This window comes from Paraburkholderia phymatum, assembly GCF_038900715.1.
Lineage (GTDB): Bacteria > Pseudomonadota > Gammaproteobacteria > Burkholderiales > Burkholderiaceae > Paraburkholderia > Paraburkholderia phymatum_A.
The window spans coordinates 33,024-49,173 of the sequence record NZ_JAYMRZ010000030.1 but is presented as its reverse complement, the minus strand read 5'-3'; the positions used below and the strand labels follow the sequence as shown (position 1 = coordinate 49,173).

General features: G+C 65.4%; 15 protein-coding genes. 8 read left to right on the top strand and 7 right to left on the bottom strand.

The features are described from left to right. Positions 1-17 precede the first annotated feature (17 nt). Positions 18-1,382: an aspartate aminotransferase family protein gene (locus VSR68_RS36800; protein ID WP_342944446.1), complete on the top strand. Its 1,365-nt coding sequence runs from the start codon at positions 18-20 to the stop codon at positions 1,380-1,382. A gap of 118 nt (positions 1,383-1,500) precedes the next feature. On the opposite strand, the gene VSR68_RS36795 is transcribed toward VSR68_RS36800, so the two are convergent. The 4 genes from VSR68_RS36795 to VSR68_RS36780 all read right to left on the bottom strand — a co-directional run bounded on the left by VSR68_RS36795 (position 1,501) and on the right by VSR68_RS36780 (position 4,634). Then, positions 1,501-2,982 carry a DUF3443 family protein gene (locus VSR68_RS36795; protein WP_342944445.1) on the bottom strand — a complete coding sequence of 494 codons (1,482 nt, stop codon included), beginning with the start codon at positions 2,980-2,982 and terminating at the stop codon, positions 1,501-1,503. Continuing rightward, the gene (locus tag VSR68_RS36790; RefSeq protein ID WP_342944444.1) at positions 2,979-3,431 is read right to left on the bottom strand and encodes a DUF2844 domain-containing protein; all 453 of its coding nucleotides are present in this window, start codon (positions 3,429-3,431) and stop codon (positions 2,979-2,981) included. The genes VSR68_RS36795 and VSR68_RS36790 overlap by 4 nt, the downstream gene beginning before the upstream one ends. A gap of 187 nt (positions 3,432-3,618) precedes the next feature. Next, entirely contained in the window at positions 3,619-3,942 is a 324-nt protein-coding gene (locus VSR68_RS36785) for a rhodanese-like domain-containing protein (protein ID WP_152758091.1), read from the bottom strand. Between the two features lie 38 nt (positions 3,943-3,980). Further along, on the bottom strand, positions 3,981-4,634 hold the full coding sequence (locus VSR68_RS36780; protein WP_342944443.1) for a protein-L-isoaspartate O-methyltransferase: 654 nt from the start codon (positions 4,632-4,634) through the stop codon (positions 3,981-3,983). Between the two features lie 281 nt (positions 4,635-4,915). Between VSR68_RS36780 and VSR68_RS36775 the strand changes: the two genes are divergently transcribed. The 6 genes from VSR68_RS36775 (at position 4,916) to VSR68_RS36750 (ending at position 11,956) form a co-directional block, all read left to right on the top strand. After that, positions 4,916-5,995 (top strand): LacI family DNA-binding transcriptional regulator, encoded by a 1,080-nt coding sequence (locus VSR68_RS36775; RefSeq protein WP_428983671.1) that lies wholly within the window; start codon positions 4,916-4,918, stop codon positions 5,993-5,995. Between the two features lie 13 nt (positions 5,996-6,008). Continuing rightward, positions 6,009-7,496 (top strand): sugar ABC transporter ATP-binding protein, encoded by a 1,488-nt coding sequence (locus VSR68_RS36770; RefSeq protein ID WP_342944442.1) that lies wholly within the window; start codon positions 6,009-6,011, stop codon positions 7,494-7,496. Then, positions 7,477-8,490, top strand: coding sequence for an ABC transporter permease (locus VSR68_RS36765; protein WP_342944441.1), 1,014 nt, complete (start codon positions 7,477-7,479; stop codon positions 8,488-8,490). The genes VSR68_RS36770 and VSR68_RS36765 overlap by 20 nt, the downstream gene beginning before the upstream one ends. A 156-nt stretch (positions 8,491-8,646) precedes the next feature. After that, the gene (locus tag VSR68_RS36760) at positions 8,647-9,609 is read left to right on the top strand and encodes a substrate-binding domain-containing protein (RefSeq protein ID WP_342944440.1); all 963 of its coding nucleotides are present in this window, start codon (positions 8,647-8,649) and stop codon (positions 9,607-9,609) included. Between the two features lie 85 nt (positions 9,610-9,694). Beyond that, on the top strand, positions 9,695-10,756 hold the full coding sequence (locus VSR68_RS36755) for a sugar phosphate isomerase/epimerase (protein ID WP_342944439.1): 1,062 nt from the start codon (positions 9,695-9,697) through the stop codon (positions 10,754-10,756). Between the two features lie 51 nt (positions 10,757-10,807). Further along, positions 10,808-11,956: a Gfo/Idh/MocA family oxidoreductase gene (locus tag VSR68_RS36750; RefSeq protein ID WP_342944438.1), complete on the top strand. Its 1,149-nt coding sequence runs from the start codon at positions 10,808-10,810 to the stop codon at positions 11,954-11,956. A gap of 3 nt (positions 11,957-11,959) precedes the next feature. Here the strand turns inward: VSR68_RS36750 and VSR68_RS36745 are convergent, their stop codons facing one another. Continuing rightward, positions 11,960-12,217, bottom strand: a complete 258-nt coding sequence (locus VSR68_RS36745) for a hypothetical protein (RefSeq protein ID WP_342944437.1) — start codon at positions 12,215-12,217, stop codon at positions 11,960-11,962. 121 nt (positions 12,218-12,338) lie between these two features. Between VSR68_RS36745 and VSR68_RS36740 the strand changes: the two genes are divergently transcribed. Next, a complete protein-coding gene (locus VSR68_RS36740; protein ID WP_342944436.1) occupies positions 12,339-13,727 on the top strand; it encodes a hypothetical protein in 1,389 nt (462 codons plus the stop codon). A gap of 74 nt (positions 13,728-13,801) precedes the next feature. Here the strand turns inward: VSR68_RS36740 and VSR68_RS36735 are convergent, their stop codons facing one another. Both VSR68_RS36735 and VSR68_RS36730 read right to left on the bottom strand, forming a co-directional pair. After that, a complete protein-coding gene (locus VSR68_RS36735) occupies positions 13,802-14,983 on the bottom strand; it encodes an ABC transporter substrate-binding protein (protein WP_342944435.1) in 1,182 nt (393 codons plus the stop codon). A gap of 55 nt (positions 14,984-15,038) precedes the next feature. Next, a complete protein-coding gene (locus VSR68_RS36730; protein WP_342944434.1) occupies positions 15,039-15,980 on the bottom strand; it encodes a CysB family HTH-type transcriptional regulator in 942 nt (313 codons plus the stop codon). Positions 15,981-16,150: the final 170 nt, after the last annotated feature.

The window sequence follows — 16,150 nt, the reverse complement described above, 5'->3', positions numbered from 1 at the left end:
TTGAGAGGAGACAGCAGATGAACGAACGCGCTACACCTTCGGCCACGGCACCTACGTCCGCCACGCCCACCGACGCGCCCGACATGTCGGCGTTCTGGATGCCGTTCACCGCGAACCGGCAGTTCAAGAGCGCGCCGAGGCTGTTGTCGAGCGCTAAAGGGATGTACTACACGTCGCACGATGGCCGGCGCATCCTCGATGGCACGGCGGGGCTGTGGTGCGTGAACGCGGGACACTGCCGCGACGAGATCGTCGCCGCCGTGCAGGCGCAGGCCGCCGAGATGGACTTCGCGCCGACGTTCCAGATGGGCCACCCGAAGGCGTTCGAAGCCGCGACCAGGATCGCGAAGCACACGCCCGGCGATCTGAAGCACATCTTCTTCACGAACTCGGGATCGGAAGCCGTCGATACCGCGCTGAAGATTGCGCTCGCGTATCACCGCGCGCGGGGCGAAGGGCAGCGCACGCGGCTGATCGGACGCGAACGCGGCTATCACGGCGTGGGCTTCGGCGGGATTTCCGTCGGTGGCATCGCGCCGAATCGCAAGGCGTATTCAGGCGCGCTGCTGCCCGCCGTCGATCATCTGCCGCATACGCTCAACATCAAGGAAGCGGCGTTCTCGAAAGGACAGCCCGCGTGGGGCGCGCATCTCGCCGACGAACTGGAGCGGCTCGTCACGCTGCACGACGCATCGACGATTGCGGCCGTGATCGTCGAGCCGGTGGCGGGATCGACGGGCGTGCTGATTCCGCCGCAAGGCTATTTGCAGCGTCTGCGCGAGATCTGCGACAGGCACGGCATCCTGCTGATCTTCGATGAAGTGATTACGGGCTGGGGACGTCTCGGTGCGCCGTTCGCCGCGCAGTACTTCAACGTGACGCCCGATCTGCTGACGATGGCCAAAGGCACGAACAATGCCGCCGCGCCGATGGGCGCCGTGGCTGCGAGCGCGCGGATTCACGATGCGATCGTCAACGGCGCGCCCGCGGGCATCGAGCTTTTCCACGGCTATACGTACTCGGGGCATCCGATCGCGGCGGCCGCTGCGTGCGCAACGATCGACCTGTACGAGCGCGAAGGGCTGTTCGAGCGCGCGGCAAAGATGGCGCCTGTGTTCGAAGCGGCGATTCACAAGCTGAAGGGCGAGCGGCATGTGATCGACGTGCGGAATCTAGGGCTCGTCGGGGGCGTCGAATTGCAGCCGCGCGACGGCGCGCCGGGCGCGCGCGCTTACGACGTGTTCGTGCGCTGCTTCCAGAAAGGCGTGCTGACGCGTTATACGGGCGACATTCTGGCGTTCTCGCCGCCGCTCATCATCGATGAAGCGCAGATCGACGAGTTGTTCCGCACCGTCGCGGAGGTCTTGAAGGAAGTGGATTGAGCGCGATTCGTGTGTGATCTCAGCGCGCGAAAAACGGCGGATGGGTTGGCTGACCGTCCGCCGTTTCGTTTCTTTTGCCGTGGCTCCGGCAGAGTCCGCGCGCGGAGCCGGTGGCCGATCAGAACGCCACGTAAGGCCCTGTCTGAGTGCCGGCCTGCATTCCGCTCAACGCCGTGTACGCGTTGCGCCCGAAGAAGAACGGTAAGCCCCAGATGAACATGCCCGACGCGGGCGCGCCGAGCGCGTCATAGGCGGCCAGCGCGCTGTCGAAGAGATTCGGCGCATTCGCGATCGAGAATGGCACCGTCGATTGCGCATTGCCCGTATTCGACAGCATCGTTCCGTTCAGGCTCTGCGTGACGGCGGGTGCAAACCAGCCGAGCAGCACGGGCAGTGTCGCGTCGGGAAAGAACAGGCCGTTCGAGCCGCTGTCGACCACGCTCGTCATCGTTCTGCCTTTGTATGTCGTCGTGAATGCGCCGCGATCGGACACGGCGACGAACGTCGGCGTGGCGGGCAACGCGTTGTTGTCGCGCGTGCCGATGCCGAACACGAGTTCTCCTGTGACGCTCGCCTGGCCCGTCGGCGGCAGCGCCGGCAGACGGACGATCGTGCCGTTGTTGTCGGTTGCGAAGGCGGCGACGGGGTTGGCTGTCTGCCTGTCGAGCGGCACGCGCGCGGGCATGCAGGACGAAGGCGTTGCGCAGTAGTAGTAAGCCGCCGCGAGCGCCGTTTGCGCCGCCTGCGGGAAGTCGCGCGCGAGATGCCCGATGCCCACGATTCCGTTCGCGCCGAGCGTCGCGGCGGTGTTCATGCTTGCGCCGCCGCGCGCGAGGCAGTCGGATGGCGCGGACGGATACGCGCTGTCGCCGATCAGCTGGATCGGGATGCCGCTTGCCGTTTCGCCGCCGATCATCACGTCGGCGCGGCGTATCGAACCCCACGTGTAGCCCGACGCGAAGATCGCGCATTGCGCGATGGGCGCGTTGCCCGTCGCGTCGTTGCCGGCGCCCGTCTGCGCGGGCAATTGCGCGGCAAGCGCGGCGCCGAGCGCGGCCTGCGTCACGCGCACGCCCGACGATCCCGTATCGAGCAGCATGTGATCGACGGTCGCGCACTGCGCCGCGCCGCGCGTGCCCGGCGCGCAGAGCGTCACGCTGACGTAAGGCATGTTCACGACCGAGCCGATCGCATTGTCGACGACGATGGGCACGCTGTTGGCGGCGACGGGCGAGGGCGGCGGTGTGTCGTTGGTATTGTCCTTCGGCGGTTGGCCGTTGTCGGGCGGGTTGGGGGGCGCGGGTGGTGTCGGTATGACTGGCGTGCTGGGCGTTGTGGGCGGTTGCGCGGGCGTGGCCGGCTGCGTCGATCCGCTCGCGGTTACGGGCGCCGACGCCGCGCTCGCAGTCGATGCCGGAGCCGCCGCTGACGGTGCGCTGCCCGGAACGGCGGGTGTCGTCGTCGGTGCGGCCGGCGATACGTTGGTGACAGCCGGATTGCTGCCCTTGTCATCGCCGCCGCCGCCACCGCATGCCGAAAGCGCGACGCTCGCCGCCAGCATCGCGGCGAGAACGGCGAGACGTGGGAAGTCGCGCTTCATGGCAAGACCTCCAAGTCGACATTCGCGGGCACGAGCCGTGGCACCCACGCCTTGCCCGCGAAGGCGCCCTGATGCCCGACCGATTCGATCCGCAGATCGCCGTCACGCGCGATCAGCGGACCGGTGCCGCGCGCAGTGCGATGTGCTGCCGCAACGAAGCTCGGAAAATAGCTGCCGAGCAGCGCCTGCATGTCGGGCCGCGTCGGCCCTTGCCATGTGAGCGCGAAGACGACGTTCGCGGGCGAAGCGTATTCGCGCACCGTGACGCCGTCGGCCGTTTGCGATTCGTGAACGGAATAGGCCGACGCGACTGCCGAAGCGGCGGACGGCGACGCGCGCAAGCTGCGGGACGACTGATGTGCGTCCGTCGATGGCGCAGCGCCGAGCGTCGCATGACAAACGACAGGCAACAGCAACATTGCCGTCGACGCGATCCTGATCAGGTTCATTCAGGCCTCTGCTTTCGAAAAGGAAACGAGGCATGTTGATCGATCGATGATCAGGATGGCGTACGAAGCTTCCGAATCGTCAAAGGGAAATGGCCGCACCGTGAGGCGGCAGGACGGAAGCGACCAATAAAAAACGCGCCGGAGAATTCCGGCGCGTTTCGACTACATCAACGACAAGCGGCTTGGCTCAATACGTGGGAACGGACGGATCGACCTGGCGCGACCACGCGTCGATGCCGCCTTGCAGATTGAACACGTCCTTATAGCCGCGCGATTCGAGGAACATCGCGACCTGTGCGCTGCGCGCGCCGTGATGGCATACGCAGACGATCTGCACATCGTCGTCCAGTTCTTCGCTGCGCGCCGGGATTTCGCGCATCGGAATCGACATGCTGCCAGCGATTTTCGCCGTTTCGATTTCCCATGGCTCGCGCACGTCCAGCAGCACGGGCGCCGGGCGCGACTTGTCGGCGAGCCATTCGGCGAGAGCGGGAGCGGTCAGGTTTTGCATCATCAAATCTCGCTACGGTGTCGGTGTCGTGCCGATGCTCAGAACCGGAAGCGCGGTGCGTGCACCGCGTTCTGCAGCGGCTCGACATAGGTTTCGAACACGTCGGCGATACGGAACTGCTTTTCGTCGACGCGCGTGATGATCTGCGCCTTCATCACGGGAGCCGTGCCGACGAAGGCGGCCAGACGTCCGCCGACCTTCAGCTGCTCCAGCATTTCCTGCGGCAGCACGGGCAGGCCACCCGACACGCAGATCACGTCGTAAGGCGCGGCGGCCGTCCAGCCGCGCGCGGCGTCGCCCGTCGCGACTTCGGCGTTCAGCACGCCGTTGGCGGCGAGGTTCGTCTTCGCGAGCTCGGCCAGTTCCGGCTCGATATCGACCGTCAGCACGTGCTGTGCGCGGTGCGCGAGGAGCGCGGCCATGTAGCCCGAGCCCGCGCCGATTTCCAGCACGGTTTCATGCTTCTTCACCGCCAGTTCTTGCAACACGCGTGCCTCGATGCGCGGCGCGAGCATGTGCTGGCCGGCGGGCAGCGGAATGTCGAAATCGACGAACGCCAGATCGCGATAGACGGCGGGCACGAAGTTCTCACGCTTGACGATCGACAGCAGATTCAGCACGTCCTGGTCGAGCACTTCCCAGGGACGGATCTGCTGTTCAATCATGTTGAAACGCGCTTGTTCGATGTTCATGATCAATTCGGCGGTGTGGGTTTGGATGCGGGCAACGGGACGACAGCGGATGTCGTGGAGAGCCCCGCCCGCTGTTCCGCTGTTCAGTTCGTTAACTGCGGAATTGTACCAAACCGCGCGCCGGTGCCGTCCGGTAGCGGGCAGGTGCGCTGTCGGACAGCGCTGATCCGCGCGCCGTCCGGCCTCCGTGTAAATCCCTACGCGATGGGACTTGCGATTCGCCGCCAAGTCGACCAAAAATGTAATCGATTACATTTTCGAGCCAGATGGTGGACAAACCCGTGGATAAACCGTCCCGTCCCGACCCGCAATCGCCGCCGCCCGGCACGGCCGAGCCCGACGCGCGCGGCGCTTCGCGGGGCACGGCGGAGGGCTTGTCGATCGCGGGCGTCGCGGAGCAGGCGGGCGTGTCGGTGGCGACGGTTTCGCGGGTGCTCAACGGCCACGCGAATGTGCGCCCGGCCACGCGCGACAAGGTGCTGGCCGCCGTCGCGACGAGCGGCTATCGGGTGAACGAACTGGCGCGCAATCTGCGCACGGCCGAAAGCCGCCTGCTGCTGACGATGGTGCCCGACGTCGGCAACCCGTTCTACGCGGAGGTGATTCGCGGCATCGATTCCGTCGCGCGCCAGCACGGCTATTTCATGCTGTTGTGCGATACGGGCGCCGATCCGGGCCGCGAGCGCAGCTACTTCGATCTGCTGCGCCGCCGCCGCGCGGACGGCGCGATCTGCCTCGATCCCGCGACGGTGCAACAGGCGCTCGCCGAAGAATCGAACGCGCTGCGGTGGGTCGCGTGCTGCGAGTTCGACTCGTCGGTGGGCGTGCCGTATGTCGGCATCGACAACTACCGCGCGGCGGGCGACGCCGTGCGCCACTTGCTCGCGCGCGGCCACCGGCGCATCGCGCTGATCAACTCCGACGATCACTACCTGTACGCGCAGCAGCGTCAGCGCGGCTATCTCGACGCGTTGCGCGACGCGGGCATCGCGCCCGACGAACGCTGGCGCGTGAACGTGAACAGCCTCGACTACGAAGCGGGCGCGCAGGCATCCGCGCGCCTGATGACGCACGCCGATGCGCCGACGGCGGTATTCGCCGTGTCGGACACGCTCGCGATCGGCGTGATTGCCGGTTTGCGCAGCGTCGGCAAGCGCGTGCCGGACGATGTGGCCGTCGTGGGCTTCGACGATATCTCGCTTGCCGCGCAGATCGAGCCGCCCCTCACGACGATCGCGCAGCCGATGCGCGAGCTGGGCGAAACGGCCGCGCGTCTGCTGCTGCGCAGGCTCGCGAATCCGACGGAAAACGTGCCGGGCGTGCTGCTGCCGCATCGGCTCGTCGTCAGAAAGAGCGCATGAGAGGGCCGCCGCGATGAGCCTCGCCGTCCGCTTCGACGACATACGCAAAGACTTCGGCCCCGTGCGCGTGCTGCACGGCGTGAGCTTCGACATCGCGCCGGGCCGCATCTACGGACTGCTCGGCGAGAACGGCGCGGGCAAGTCGACGCTGATGAAGATACTCGCGGGCTACGAGACGGCGACGGAGGGCACCGTGCTGGTCGACGGCCACGCGCAGCGCTTCGCGGGCTCGCGCGACGCGGAAGCGGCGGGCATCGTGCTGATCCACCAGGAGTTCAATCTCGCCGAGCATCTGACGATCGCGCAGAACATGTATCTCGGCCACGAGAAGCGCAAGGGCCTGTTCGTCGACGATACAGCGATGCGCAACGAGGCGAGGCGCTATCTCGATCAGGTCGGTCTGCACAAGCATCCGGATACGAAGGTGCGCGATCTGATCGTCGCGGAAAAGCAGATGGTGGAGATCGCGAAGGCGCTGTCGCGGCGCGCGCGCCTTCTGATCATGGATGAGCCCACGGCGACACTCACGCCTTCGGAGACCGAGCGCCTCTTCGCGCTGATGACGAAGTTGAAGGCCGACGGAGTGACGATCGTCTACATCTCGCACAAGCTCGACGAGGTCGAGCACATCACCGACGAAGTGATCGTGATGCGCGACGGCCGCTTCGTCGCGCGCAGCGAGACGGCATTGCTCGGGCGTCAGCAGATGGCGAACCTGATGGTCGGGCGCGAGCTGTCCGACATGTTCCCCGCGAAGACCCCGCCCGCCGCGGACGCGCCCATCGCGTTGAAAGTCGAGAACCTGAGCGTGCCCGACTGGGTCGACGATCTGAGCTTCGCGGTGCGCGCGGGCGAAGTGTTCGGCTTCGCGGGACTGGTCGGCGCGGGCCGCACGGAAGCGTTCGAGTCGATCATCGGCTTGCGCAAGCGCACGGCGGGCACGATCGAAATCGCGGGCCGCAAAGTCGATCTGCACAGTCCGCGCGACGCGATGCGCCGCGGCCTCACGTACCTGAGCGAAGACCGCAAGGGCAAGGGCCTGCATGTGAACCTCAGCCTGCAGGACAACGTGACGCTGATGACGCTCGAACACTACGCGCATCCGCTGCTCGACCTGAAAGCGGGACGCGAGGCGCTGACGCGGGCCGTGCGCGAGTTCGGCATCCGCACGGGCGATCTGTCGAGCCGCGCGCGGATGCTCTCGGGCGGCAACCAGCAGAAGCTCGCGCTCGCCAAGTTCCTGCAGCCCAATCCCGATGTGATCGTGCTCGACGAGCCGACGCGCGGCGTCGACATCGGCGCGAAACGCGACATCTATTTCCTGATTCACCGGCTCGCCGCCGAAGGGCGCGCCGTGATCGTCATCTCATCCGAACTGATCGAGCTGATCGGGCTGTGCCATCGCGTCGCCGTGATGCGCGCGGGCCGTCTGCAGGCGACGCTCGGTCTCGACCATCTGACCGAAGAGGAGTTGATCGCTCATGCGACCGGCACACACTGACACCGCGCCGACCGGGCGCGCGATGCGCATCGCGCATCGTCTGCATGGACTCGGGCCGCTCGCGGGCCTGATCGTGCTGTGCATCGCGGGCACGCTGCTCAATCGCGATTTCGCCACCATTGACAACATGATGAACGTGCTCACGCGCACGTCGTTCATCGGCATCATTGCCGTCGGCATGACGTTCGTGATCATCTCGGGCGGCATCGATCTGTCCGTCGGCTCGATGGCTGCACTGATCGCGGGCAGCATGATCTGGCTGATGAACGCGCTCGCCTTGTCGCCGGGCGGCCACGCCTTTGCGCCGCTGACCATCGTGATCATCGGCATTCTGTGCGCGTTCGTGCTGGGCGGCGTGTTCGGCTGCGCGCACGGCCTGCTGATCACGAAAGGGCGGATCGAGCCGTTCATCGTGACGCTCGGCACGCTCGGCATCTTTCGCGCGGTGCTCACGTGGCTCGCCGACGGCGGCGCGCTCACGCTCGACAACAACCTCTCCGATCTGTACGGCCCCGTCTATTACGCGAGCCTCTTCGGCGTGCCCGTGCCGATCTGGGTGTTTCTCGTCGTCGCGGCGGGCGGCGCGCTGATCCTCAACCGCACCGCGTTCGGGCGTCACGTGCAGGCGATCGGCTCGAACGAACAGGTCGCGCGCTACGCGGCGATTCGCGTCGATACCGTGAAGATCGTCACGTATGTGCTGCTCGGCGTCTGCGTCGGCGTGGCGACGGTGCTGTACGTGCCGCGCCTGGGCTCCGCGACGCCGACGACGGGCCTCTTGTGGGAACTCGAAGCGATCGCGGCCGTGGTGGTCGGCGGCACGGCGCTCAAGGGCGGTGAAGGGCGCGTCGCGGGCACGGTGATCGGCGCAATCCTGTTGTCCGTCATCGCGAACATCCTCAATCTCACGAGCATCATCAGCGTGTATCTGAATGCGGCCGTGCAGGGCGTCGTGATCATCGTCGTCGCGTTCCTTCAGCGAGGGCGGCGGTAGCAGGGCAGCGCGCGTGCGATTCCGTGAAGGTCAAGGGCATCGAAGCTAAGGGCGTCGAAGGGTTAAAGGCGGCAACGCAAGCGGCAAAGGAGAGCAGCACAGAAGCGGTTTATCGACGAAGAAACCAGTCAAAGGAAAGTCAAAGGAGACACAGCCATGAAGCAGATCATTCGAGCGGTCGGCGCCGGGATGCTGGCACTGGGGATACTGGGGCTCACGGGCGCCGCGCGCGCCGACGACAAGGTCACGCTGGGTGTCGCGATACCGACGGCCGATCACGGCTTCACGGGCGGCATCGTCTGGTGGGCGAACAAGGCGAAGGCCGATCTGGAGAAAGCGCATCCCGATCTGAAGGTGATCGTGAAGACGGCCGCGAACGCGCCCGAGCAGGCGAACCAGTTGCAGGATCTCGTGACGGTGAACAAGATCAACGCGCTCGTGATCTTCCCGTATGAATCGGCTTCGCTCACGCAGCCCGTCGCGCAGGTGAAGAAGAAAGGCGTCTACGTGACCGTCGTCGATCGCGGCCTCACCGACACCAGCGCGCAGGATGCGTATGTGGCCGGCGACAACACCGCGTTCGGCAAGATTCCCGCCGAGTACCTGGCGAAGGCGCTCGACGGCAAGGGCGACGTCGTCGCGCTGCGCGGCATTCCGACGACGCTCGACAACGAACGCTGGACGGCCTTCACGGGCGTGCTGAAGAGCTATCCGAACATCAAGATTCTCGATGCGAAGTACGCGAACTGGAATCGCGATGACGCGTTCAAGGTGATGCAGGACTACCTGACGCGCTTCAAGCATATCGACGCCGTGTGGGCCGCCGACGACGACATGGCCGTCGGCGTGCTGAAGGCGATCGATCAGGCAAAGCGCAACGACATCAAGATCGTGTTCGGCGGCGCGGGCTCGAAGGGCATGGTCAAGAACGTGATGGACGGCGCGCCGCTCATCAAGGCCGACGTGTCGTATTCGCCGAAGTTCATCTACGACGCGATCAAGCTGACGGCGGAAGCGCGCCTCAAAGGCGACAAGCTGCCGCCGACGACGATCATTCCGTCCGTGCTCATCACGAAGGACAACGCGAAGGACTTCTACTTCCCGGATTCGCCGTTCTGATCGCATGCATGCTTGAGCGGGGCGCTGCCCTTCGTCATCCGATGCGAAGGGCGGCGCCTTTTCAATCACCGAAGGGAGCAGCACGATGAAAACGATCAAAGGGCCGGCGATCTTTCTCGCGCAGTTCATGGGAGCGCAGTTGGATACTCGGGCACCGTTCGACAATCTCGCGCATCTCGCCGAATGGGCAGCGAATCTCGGCTACAAGGGCATTCAGGTGCCCGCCGATCCGCGCCTCGTCGATCTCGAGCAGGCCGCGTCGAGCCAGGCGTATTGCGACGACCTGCTGGGCATCGTCACCGATGCGGGCGTCGAAATCACCGAGCTGTCGACGCATCTGCAAGGCCAGCTCGTCGCGGTGCATCCGGCGTATGACGTGCTGTTCGACGGCTTCGCCGCGCCGCAGGTGCGCGGCAATCCGGCGGCGCGCACCGAATGGGCGATTCAGCAGATGAAGTGGGCCGCGAAGGCATCGCAGCGTCTCGGGCTCACGTCGCATGTGTCGTTTTCGGGCGCGCTCGCGTGGCCGTATTTCTACCCGTGGCCGCAGCGTCCCGCAGGGCTCGTCGAAGCCGCGTTCGACGAACTCGCGCGCCGCTGGACGCCGATTCTCGATGCGTTCGACGAAGCGGGCGTCGATGTCTGCTACGAACTGCATCCGGGCGAGGACCTGCACGACGGCGTGACGTTCGAGCGCTTTCTCGCGGCCGTGAACGATCACAGGCGCGCGAACATCCTGTTCGATCCGAGCCACTTCGTGTTGCAGCAGCTCGACTATCTCGCGTTCATCGATATCTATCACGAGCGCATCAAGGCCTTTCACGTGAAGGACGCCGAGTTTCGTCCGAACGGACGGCAAGGCGTGTATGGCGGCTATAGCGGCTGGGTCGAGCGCGCGGGACGTTTCCGTTCGCTCGGCGACGGGCAGATCGACTTCGGCGCGATCTTCTCGAAGATGGCGCAATACGATTTTCCGGGCTGGGCGGTGCTTGAATGGGAATGCGCGTTGAAGCATCCCGAAGACGGCGCGCGCGAAGGCGCGGAGTTCATCAAGCGGCACATCATCCGCGTGGCCGAACATGCATTCGACGACTTTGCGGGCAGCGGCGCGGACGCCGCGCAACTGAAGCGCGTGCTGGGCCTGTGAGCTCGCGTGGTTGTCCCGCGATGGTCGCGCATCGAAGAGGAGCATAAGACGATGGCACGAAGACTCAGGCTGGGCATGGTCGGCGGCGGGCAGGGCGCGTTCATCGGCGCGGTGCATCGGATCGCCGCGCGCATCGACGACCGCTTCGAGCTGGTGGCGGGCGCGCTGTCGTCGGACCCGCTGCGCGCGCAGGCAAGCGCCGACGAAGCCGGCATCGCGCGCAGCTACGCGAGCTGGCAAGAGATGGCGCGCGCCGAAGCCGCGCGCGACGACGGCATCGACGCCGTTGCGATCGTCACGCCGAACCATCTGCATGCGCCCGTTGCGACGGCGTTTCTGAATGCGGGCATCCACGTGATCTGCGACAAGCCGCTTGCGATGACGCGCGAAGAAGGCGAAGCGCTCGCGAAACTGGCGCGCGAGAAAAACCGTCTGTTCGCGCTGACGCACACGTACTCCGGCTATCCGATGGTGCGCCACGCGCGCGAACTCGTCGATGCGGGCGAGATCGGCGAGGTGCGCGTCGTTCAGGTCGAATACGCGCAGGACTGGCTCGCGAAGCCGGTCGAGCTCACGGGCGAGAACCGCCAGGCCGTCTGGCGCACTGACCCGAAGCAGGCGGGGCGCGCGGGCTGTCTCGGCGATATCGGCACGCACGCGTATCACCTCGCGGCGTTCGCGACGGGCATGCTGCCGAAGCAGATCGTCGCGGAGCTGCATACGTTCGTCGAAGGCCGCCAGGTCGACGATCATATCGAGGCGCTGCTGCGCTACGAAAACGGCGCGCGCGGCATGCTGTGGGCAAGCCAGGTGGCGAGCGGCGCGGAAAACGCGCTGCGTCTGCGCGTGTACGGCACGAAGGCCAATCTCGCGTTCGATCAGGAGAACCCGAACGAGCTGCTGTTCACGCCGCTGGGCGGCGCGATGCAACGGCTCACGCGCGGACGCGTCGACAGCGCGATCGCGCGGCATGCGACGCGCGTGCCGCCCGGCCATCCGGAAGGCTATCTGGAAGCGTTCGCGCAACTGTACAAGGATGCCGCGCTGCAGATCGAAGCGATCGACGCGGGCTTGCCGCTACCCGAAGAAAGCCGTCTGCTGACGACCGTCGACGACGGCGTCGCGGGCCTGCGCTTCATCGATGCCGTGTTCGACAGCCACGCGAAGCTGCAGTGGCAGGACGTGCAGAGCGGCGGCTGAGGTTCAGCTCTTGCTGCGCTTGATCTGCTCTTCGAAAGCGAGATCGAGCTTGCTGACCTTGCGCGGTTTCTTGGGACCGTATGCGTCGACGAACTTCACGAACTCGTCGAGCGGCAGCGGATCGGAGATTCTCTGTTCCGTGCCGCCCGATTTGTCGACGAGATAGAACACTCCCCCCGACAGGCTGATTGCCGCGAAACGTGGGTTGCCGCTACGGGTCTTCAGCCGTTCGACGGCATGGATGGCTCGGGTCGTGCGCATGATCGGACGATGCTGTGAAGTTTTGAGATTGCAGTCCGATTCTACGACGTATACTCGCGCGCCGTCGGCGGTCCCGCCGATACGTCAGTCCTGCCGAACAAAGAAACAAGCGACCCACGCCATGTCGAACCTTCAGGTTGCGCTCGATGCGCTCGCCCATGCACCCGACGATGTCGAAAAGCTGCGCGCCGTCTGTATCGCGCTGATCGAAGACAAGCGCGACGACGAACTGCTGCCGTATGCCGACCGCGCGCTCGCGATCGAGCCGCGCGACGTGCATTTCGTCAACTGGCGTGCGTATGCGTTGACGCTGATGGGCCGGCATTTCGATGCCGTCGCGACCTGGCGCAACCATGCGGCGCTCGCGTGGAAACCCGCTTACTACGAGATGAGCCTCGGGCAGGGCCTCGTGATGTCGGGCGACGTCGAGCGCGGCATTCCGATGCTGGAGCGCGCGTGGCGCACGGCCGCTGCCGAAGGCGAGTGGTTCGCGCGGCAAGCGGAGCATCTGTACGGCGAGGCGCTGCTGCGCACGGCGCGTCCGGCGGGTTTCGAGCCATGGCTCGCGCGCAATTTCAGCGACACCGGCAACTACCGGCCCGCCGACATCCCTTTGTGGTCAAGCGGACAGGATCTGCGCGGCAAGCGCGTGCTGATCACGCATCAGATGGGTTACGGCGACCAGTTCCTGCTGTTCGCGAACGTGCCGCAATGGCAGGCTGCGGGCGCGCAACTGATGATCACCTGCGATCCGCCGTTGCATGCGCTGTTGCAGGCTTCGTTGCCGGAGTGCGTCATCGTGAGCGCGCCGCGTCCGCTGCATCATCAGGAAGGCTTGGCCGAAGCGCTGGCCGACGAGGTGCGCAAGTTCGCGCCCGATCTGCACGCGACGCTGCTTCATCTGCCGTTGCTCGCCGCGCGGCACACGCCGCTGCCGTCACCGTTTTTTTCCGCGTATCTGCGCGCGCCCGACGCTGAGCGCGGCGCCGCCGCCGGATGGGCGCGCGAAATGCGCGCGGCGCATCCGGGCAAGTCGCTCGTCGGCATCTTCTGGGACTGCAATCAGCGGCACGCGCATGAAGTCGGCGCGGTGATGCGCTGCTCGGCGATACGGCGCAGCCTGCCGCTGACGGAAGTCGAACTTCTCGTCACGCATCCGCACGTCGCGGCGAAGCGGCACTTCGTGAGCCTGCATCCTCCCGCCGCGCAGAGCTTCGCGGGGACGCCGTCGGCGAACATCAGCGTGTATGGACCTGGCATCGCAACGTTCGCGCAGACGGCCGCGTGCATCGAGCAACTGGACGCCGTCGTCGCCGTCGATTCGGGCGTCGCGAATCTGAGCGCGATGCTCGGCAAGACGACCATCGTGCCGCTCAATCTGGCAAGTGAATGGCGCTGGGGCGTGGAAGGCGATACATCGCCGTGGATGGCGAATCTGAAGCCGCTGCGCCAGACGTTGATGGGCGACTGGCGCAGCGTGATCGATGAGGCGGTGGTGTTTCTGTCGTAGCGGTCAGCAGCTATGCGGCGGCGGGATCGCTTTGGGCGAGGGCCGCTGCATGGAGCGCAGCCACTTCAAAAAGCTCACTGGCTCAGATACGTAAACTTCCCGCCTTTGACGATCCCCATCACGCTCGCGCGCTGATCGAGCCCGACGTGATCCTTCGCGCTCGTGTTCACGACGCCGTTCGGCACCACCAGCTCATGCGCGTGCTCGAGCTCCGTGCGCAGCGCAACGCGAAACTCCGGCGTGCCCGGCTGCGCCGTCTTCAACGCGCGCGCGACGGCATCCTGCAAACGCGGATAGACACCCGCCGCGTCGCCCGCGAACTGCGTGACCGTGTTCGGGCCGTACTGCGCTTCGTATGCGCTGACGAACGCGAGCGCGGCCTTCTTCGCCGGATGATCGGCGGGCAGCGTGCGCGCGACGACGACAGGCTGCGTCGGAAAGAGCGTGCCCTCGACATCCTTGCCGCCGAGCTTGATGAACTCCGGCGTCGCGATGCCGTGTGTCTGATAGATCGCGCCCTTGTAGCCGCGCTCGACGAGCGTGCGCTGCGGCAGCACCGTCGGCGTGCCCGCGCCCGCGATCAGCACCGCGTCGGGCTTCGCGGCCATCAGTTTCAGCACCTGGCCCGTGACGCTCGCGTCGGTGCGGTTGAAGCGCTCGGTCGCGACGACCTGGATGTGGCGCAGCGCCGCGAACTTCGTGAACTCGTTGAGCCAGCTGTCGCCGTAGCTGTCCGCAAAGCCGATGAAGCCGACCGTCTTCACGTTGTGATTCGACATGTAGCGCGTCATCACGTCGGCCATCGCGCCGTCCGTCTGCGCCATCTTGTACGCCCAGACCTTCTTGCCTTCCTGCGGCTCGACGACGCTCGCCGAGCCGATCAGCGTGATCATCGGCGTCTGGCTTTCGGCGACGGGATCGAGCGCGGCCATCGCGGCGGGCGTAATGTTCGGCCCGACGATCACATCGACGTGATCCTCGTTGATCAGCTTGCGGATATTGCGCACGGCCGCGCCCGGATCAGAGCCGTCGTCGAGCACGATGTACTGCGCTGGCTGGCCGGCAATCGTCTTCGGCCACATCAGCATCGCGTTCTTGCTCGTGATGCCGATGGCAGCGGCAGGCCCCGTGCTCGACAGATCGATGCCGACCTTGACGTCCGCGTGCGCGGCGGCGGCGAAGAGCAACGCGCCGAGCGCGGCGGCGCGTGTCAGATGGCGCAGGGTGTTTTTCGGCTTGTTCTTGTGCGGCGTCATGCGGAAAGGTCTCCGATAGGTGCGGTAGTCGTCAGTCGTTATTGGGGAACAGAAATCAAAGCTCGTACGTCTCGTGATCGCCCTTGAGCGCCTGCTCGATCAGCTTGCGGTTCAGGTTCGGCGACAACAGCTCGACGAGCGTGTACACATAGCTGCGCAGATACGCGCCCTGCTTGAGCGCGACGCGCGTCACGTTGCTGCCGAACAGATGGCCGACGGGCAACGCGCGCAGATGACGGTCGCGCTCGGCGTTGAACGCGATATCGGCCATGATGCCGACGCCGAGCCCCAGCTCGACGTAAGTCTTGATCACGTCCGCGTCGATTGCTTCCAGCACGATGTCGGGATGCAGGCTGCGCAGGCGGAACGCGTCGTTGATCTTCGTGCGGCCCGCGAACGCGTTGTCGTACGTGATCAGCGGAAACTGAGTCAGATCGTCGAGCGAAAGCTGCTTGCGTTCGAGCAGCGGGTGATCGGCGGGCATCACGGCCACGTGATGCCACGAGAAGCACGGCAGCGACACCAGCTCCTTGTAGCTGGACACGGCTTCCGTCGCGATCGCGAGATCCGCCTGGTCGTGGATCACCATTTCCGCGACCTGCGTCGGGCTGCCTTGCAGGATCGACAGATGCACCTTCGGAAAGCGCTTCTTGAATTCGGCGATCGCGGCGGGCAGCGAGTAGCGCGCCTGCGTGTGCGTCGCGGCGATCACGAGATTGCCCTGGTCCTGCGCCGCGTAATCCTTACCGACGCGCTTCAGGCTTTCGACCTCCTGCAGAATCCGCTCGACGGAGGCCAGAATGATCCGCCCCGGCTCGGTCAGCGAGCGCACGCGCTTGCCGTGCCGCGTGAAGATTTCGACGCCCAGTTCATCTTCCAGCTCGATGATCGCCTTCGACACGCCAGGCTGGCTCGTATACAGCGCCTTGGCGGCTTCCGTCAGATTGAAGTTCTGCCGGACGGCCTCCCGTACGAAGCGGAACTGATGCAGGTTCATATATAACCTCGCCGCATATCAAAAGAATTTTTTAGTCGTTTGAAATATAAGGCGAGTTTATTACGATTTGTCCAGTTTTTCCAATATGGATATCTGTATTTGTCATTAGCAAATGAGTGATGCATCTAAACGGCCGATGGCCGCGACACTCAAAGCTGACTGGCAATGAT

Excerpts from the sequence above, each read along its gene's own strand:
- VSR68_RS36800 (WP_342944446.1), top strand. The coding sequence starts at position 18 with ATGAACGAACGCGCTACACCTTCGGCCACGGCACCTACGTCCGCCACG.
- VSR68_RS36795 (WP_342944445.1), bottom strand. The coding sequence starts at position 2,982 with ATGAAGCGCGACTTCCCACGTCTCGCCGTTCTCGCCGCGATGCTGGCG.
- VSR68_RS36790 (WP_342944444.1), bottom strand. The coding sequence starts at position 3,431 with ATGAACCTGATCAGGATCGCGTCGACGGCAATGTTGCTGTTGCCTGTC.
- VSR68_RS36785 (WP_152758091.1), bottom strand. The coding sequence starts at position 3,942 with ATGCAAAACCTGACCGCTCCCGCTCTCGCCGAATGGCTCGCCGACAAG.
- VSR68_RS36780 (WP_342944443.1), bottom strand. The coding sequence starts at position 4,634 with ATGAACATCGAACAAGCGCGTTTCAACATGATTGAACAGCAGATCCGT.
- VSR68_RS36770 (WP_342944442.1), top strand. The coding sequence starts at position 6,009 with ATGAGCCTCGCCGTCCGCTTCGACGACATACGCAAAGACTTCGGCCCC.
- VSR68_RS36765 (WP_342944441.1), top strand. The coding sequence starts at position 7,477 with ATGCGACCGGCACACACTGACACCGCGCCGACCGGGCGCGCGATGCGC.
- VSR68_RS36760 (WP_342944440.1), top strand. The coding sequence starts at position 8,647 with ATGAAGCAGATCATTCGAGCGGTCGGCGCCGGGATGCTGGCACTGGGG.
- VSR68_RS36755 (WP_342944439.1), top strand. The coding sequence starts at position 9,695 with ATGAAAACGATCAAAGGGCCGGCGATCTTTCTCGCGCAGTTCATGGGA.
- VSR68_RS36750 (WP_342944438.1), top strand. The coding sequence starts at position 10,808 with ATGGCACGAAGACTCAGGCTGGGCATGGTCGGCGGCGGGCAGGGCGCG.
- VSR68_RS36745 (WP_342944437.1), bottom strand. The coding sequence starts at position 12,217 with ATGCGCACGACCCGAGCCATCCATGCCGTCGAACGGCTGAAGACCCGT.
- VSR68_RS36740 (WP_342944436.1), top strand. The coding sequence starts at position 12,339 with ATGTCGAACCTTCAGGTTGCGCTCGATGCGCTCGCCCATGCACCCGAC.
- VSR68_RS36735 (WP_342944435.1), bottom strand. The coding sequence starts at position 14,983 with ATGACGCCGCACAAGAACAAGCCGAAAAACACCCTGCGCCATCTGACA.
- VSR68_RS36730 (WP_342944434.1), bottom strand. The coding sequence starts at position 15,980 with ATGAACCTGCATCAGTTCCGCTTCGTACGGGAGGCCGTCCGGCAGAAC.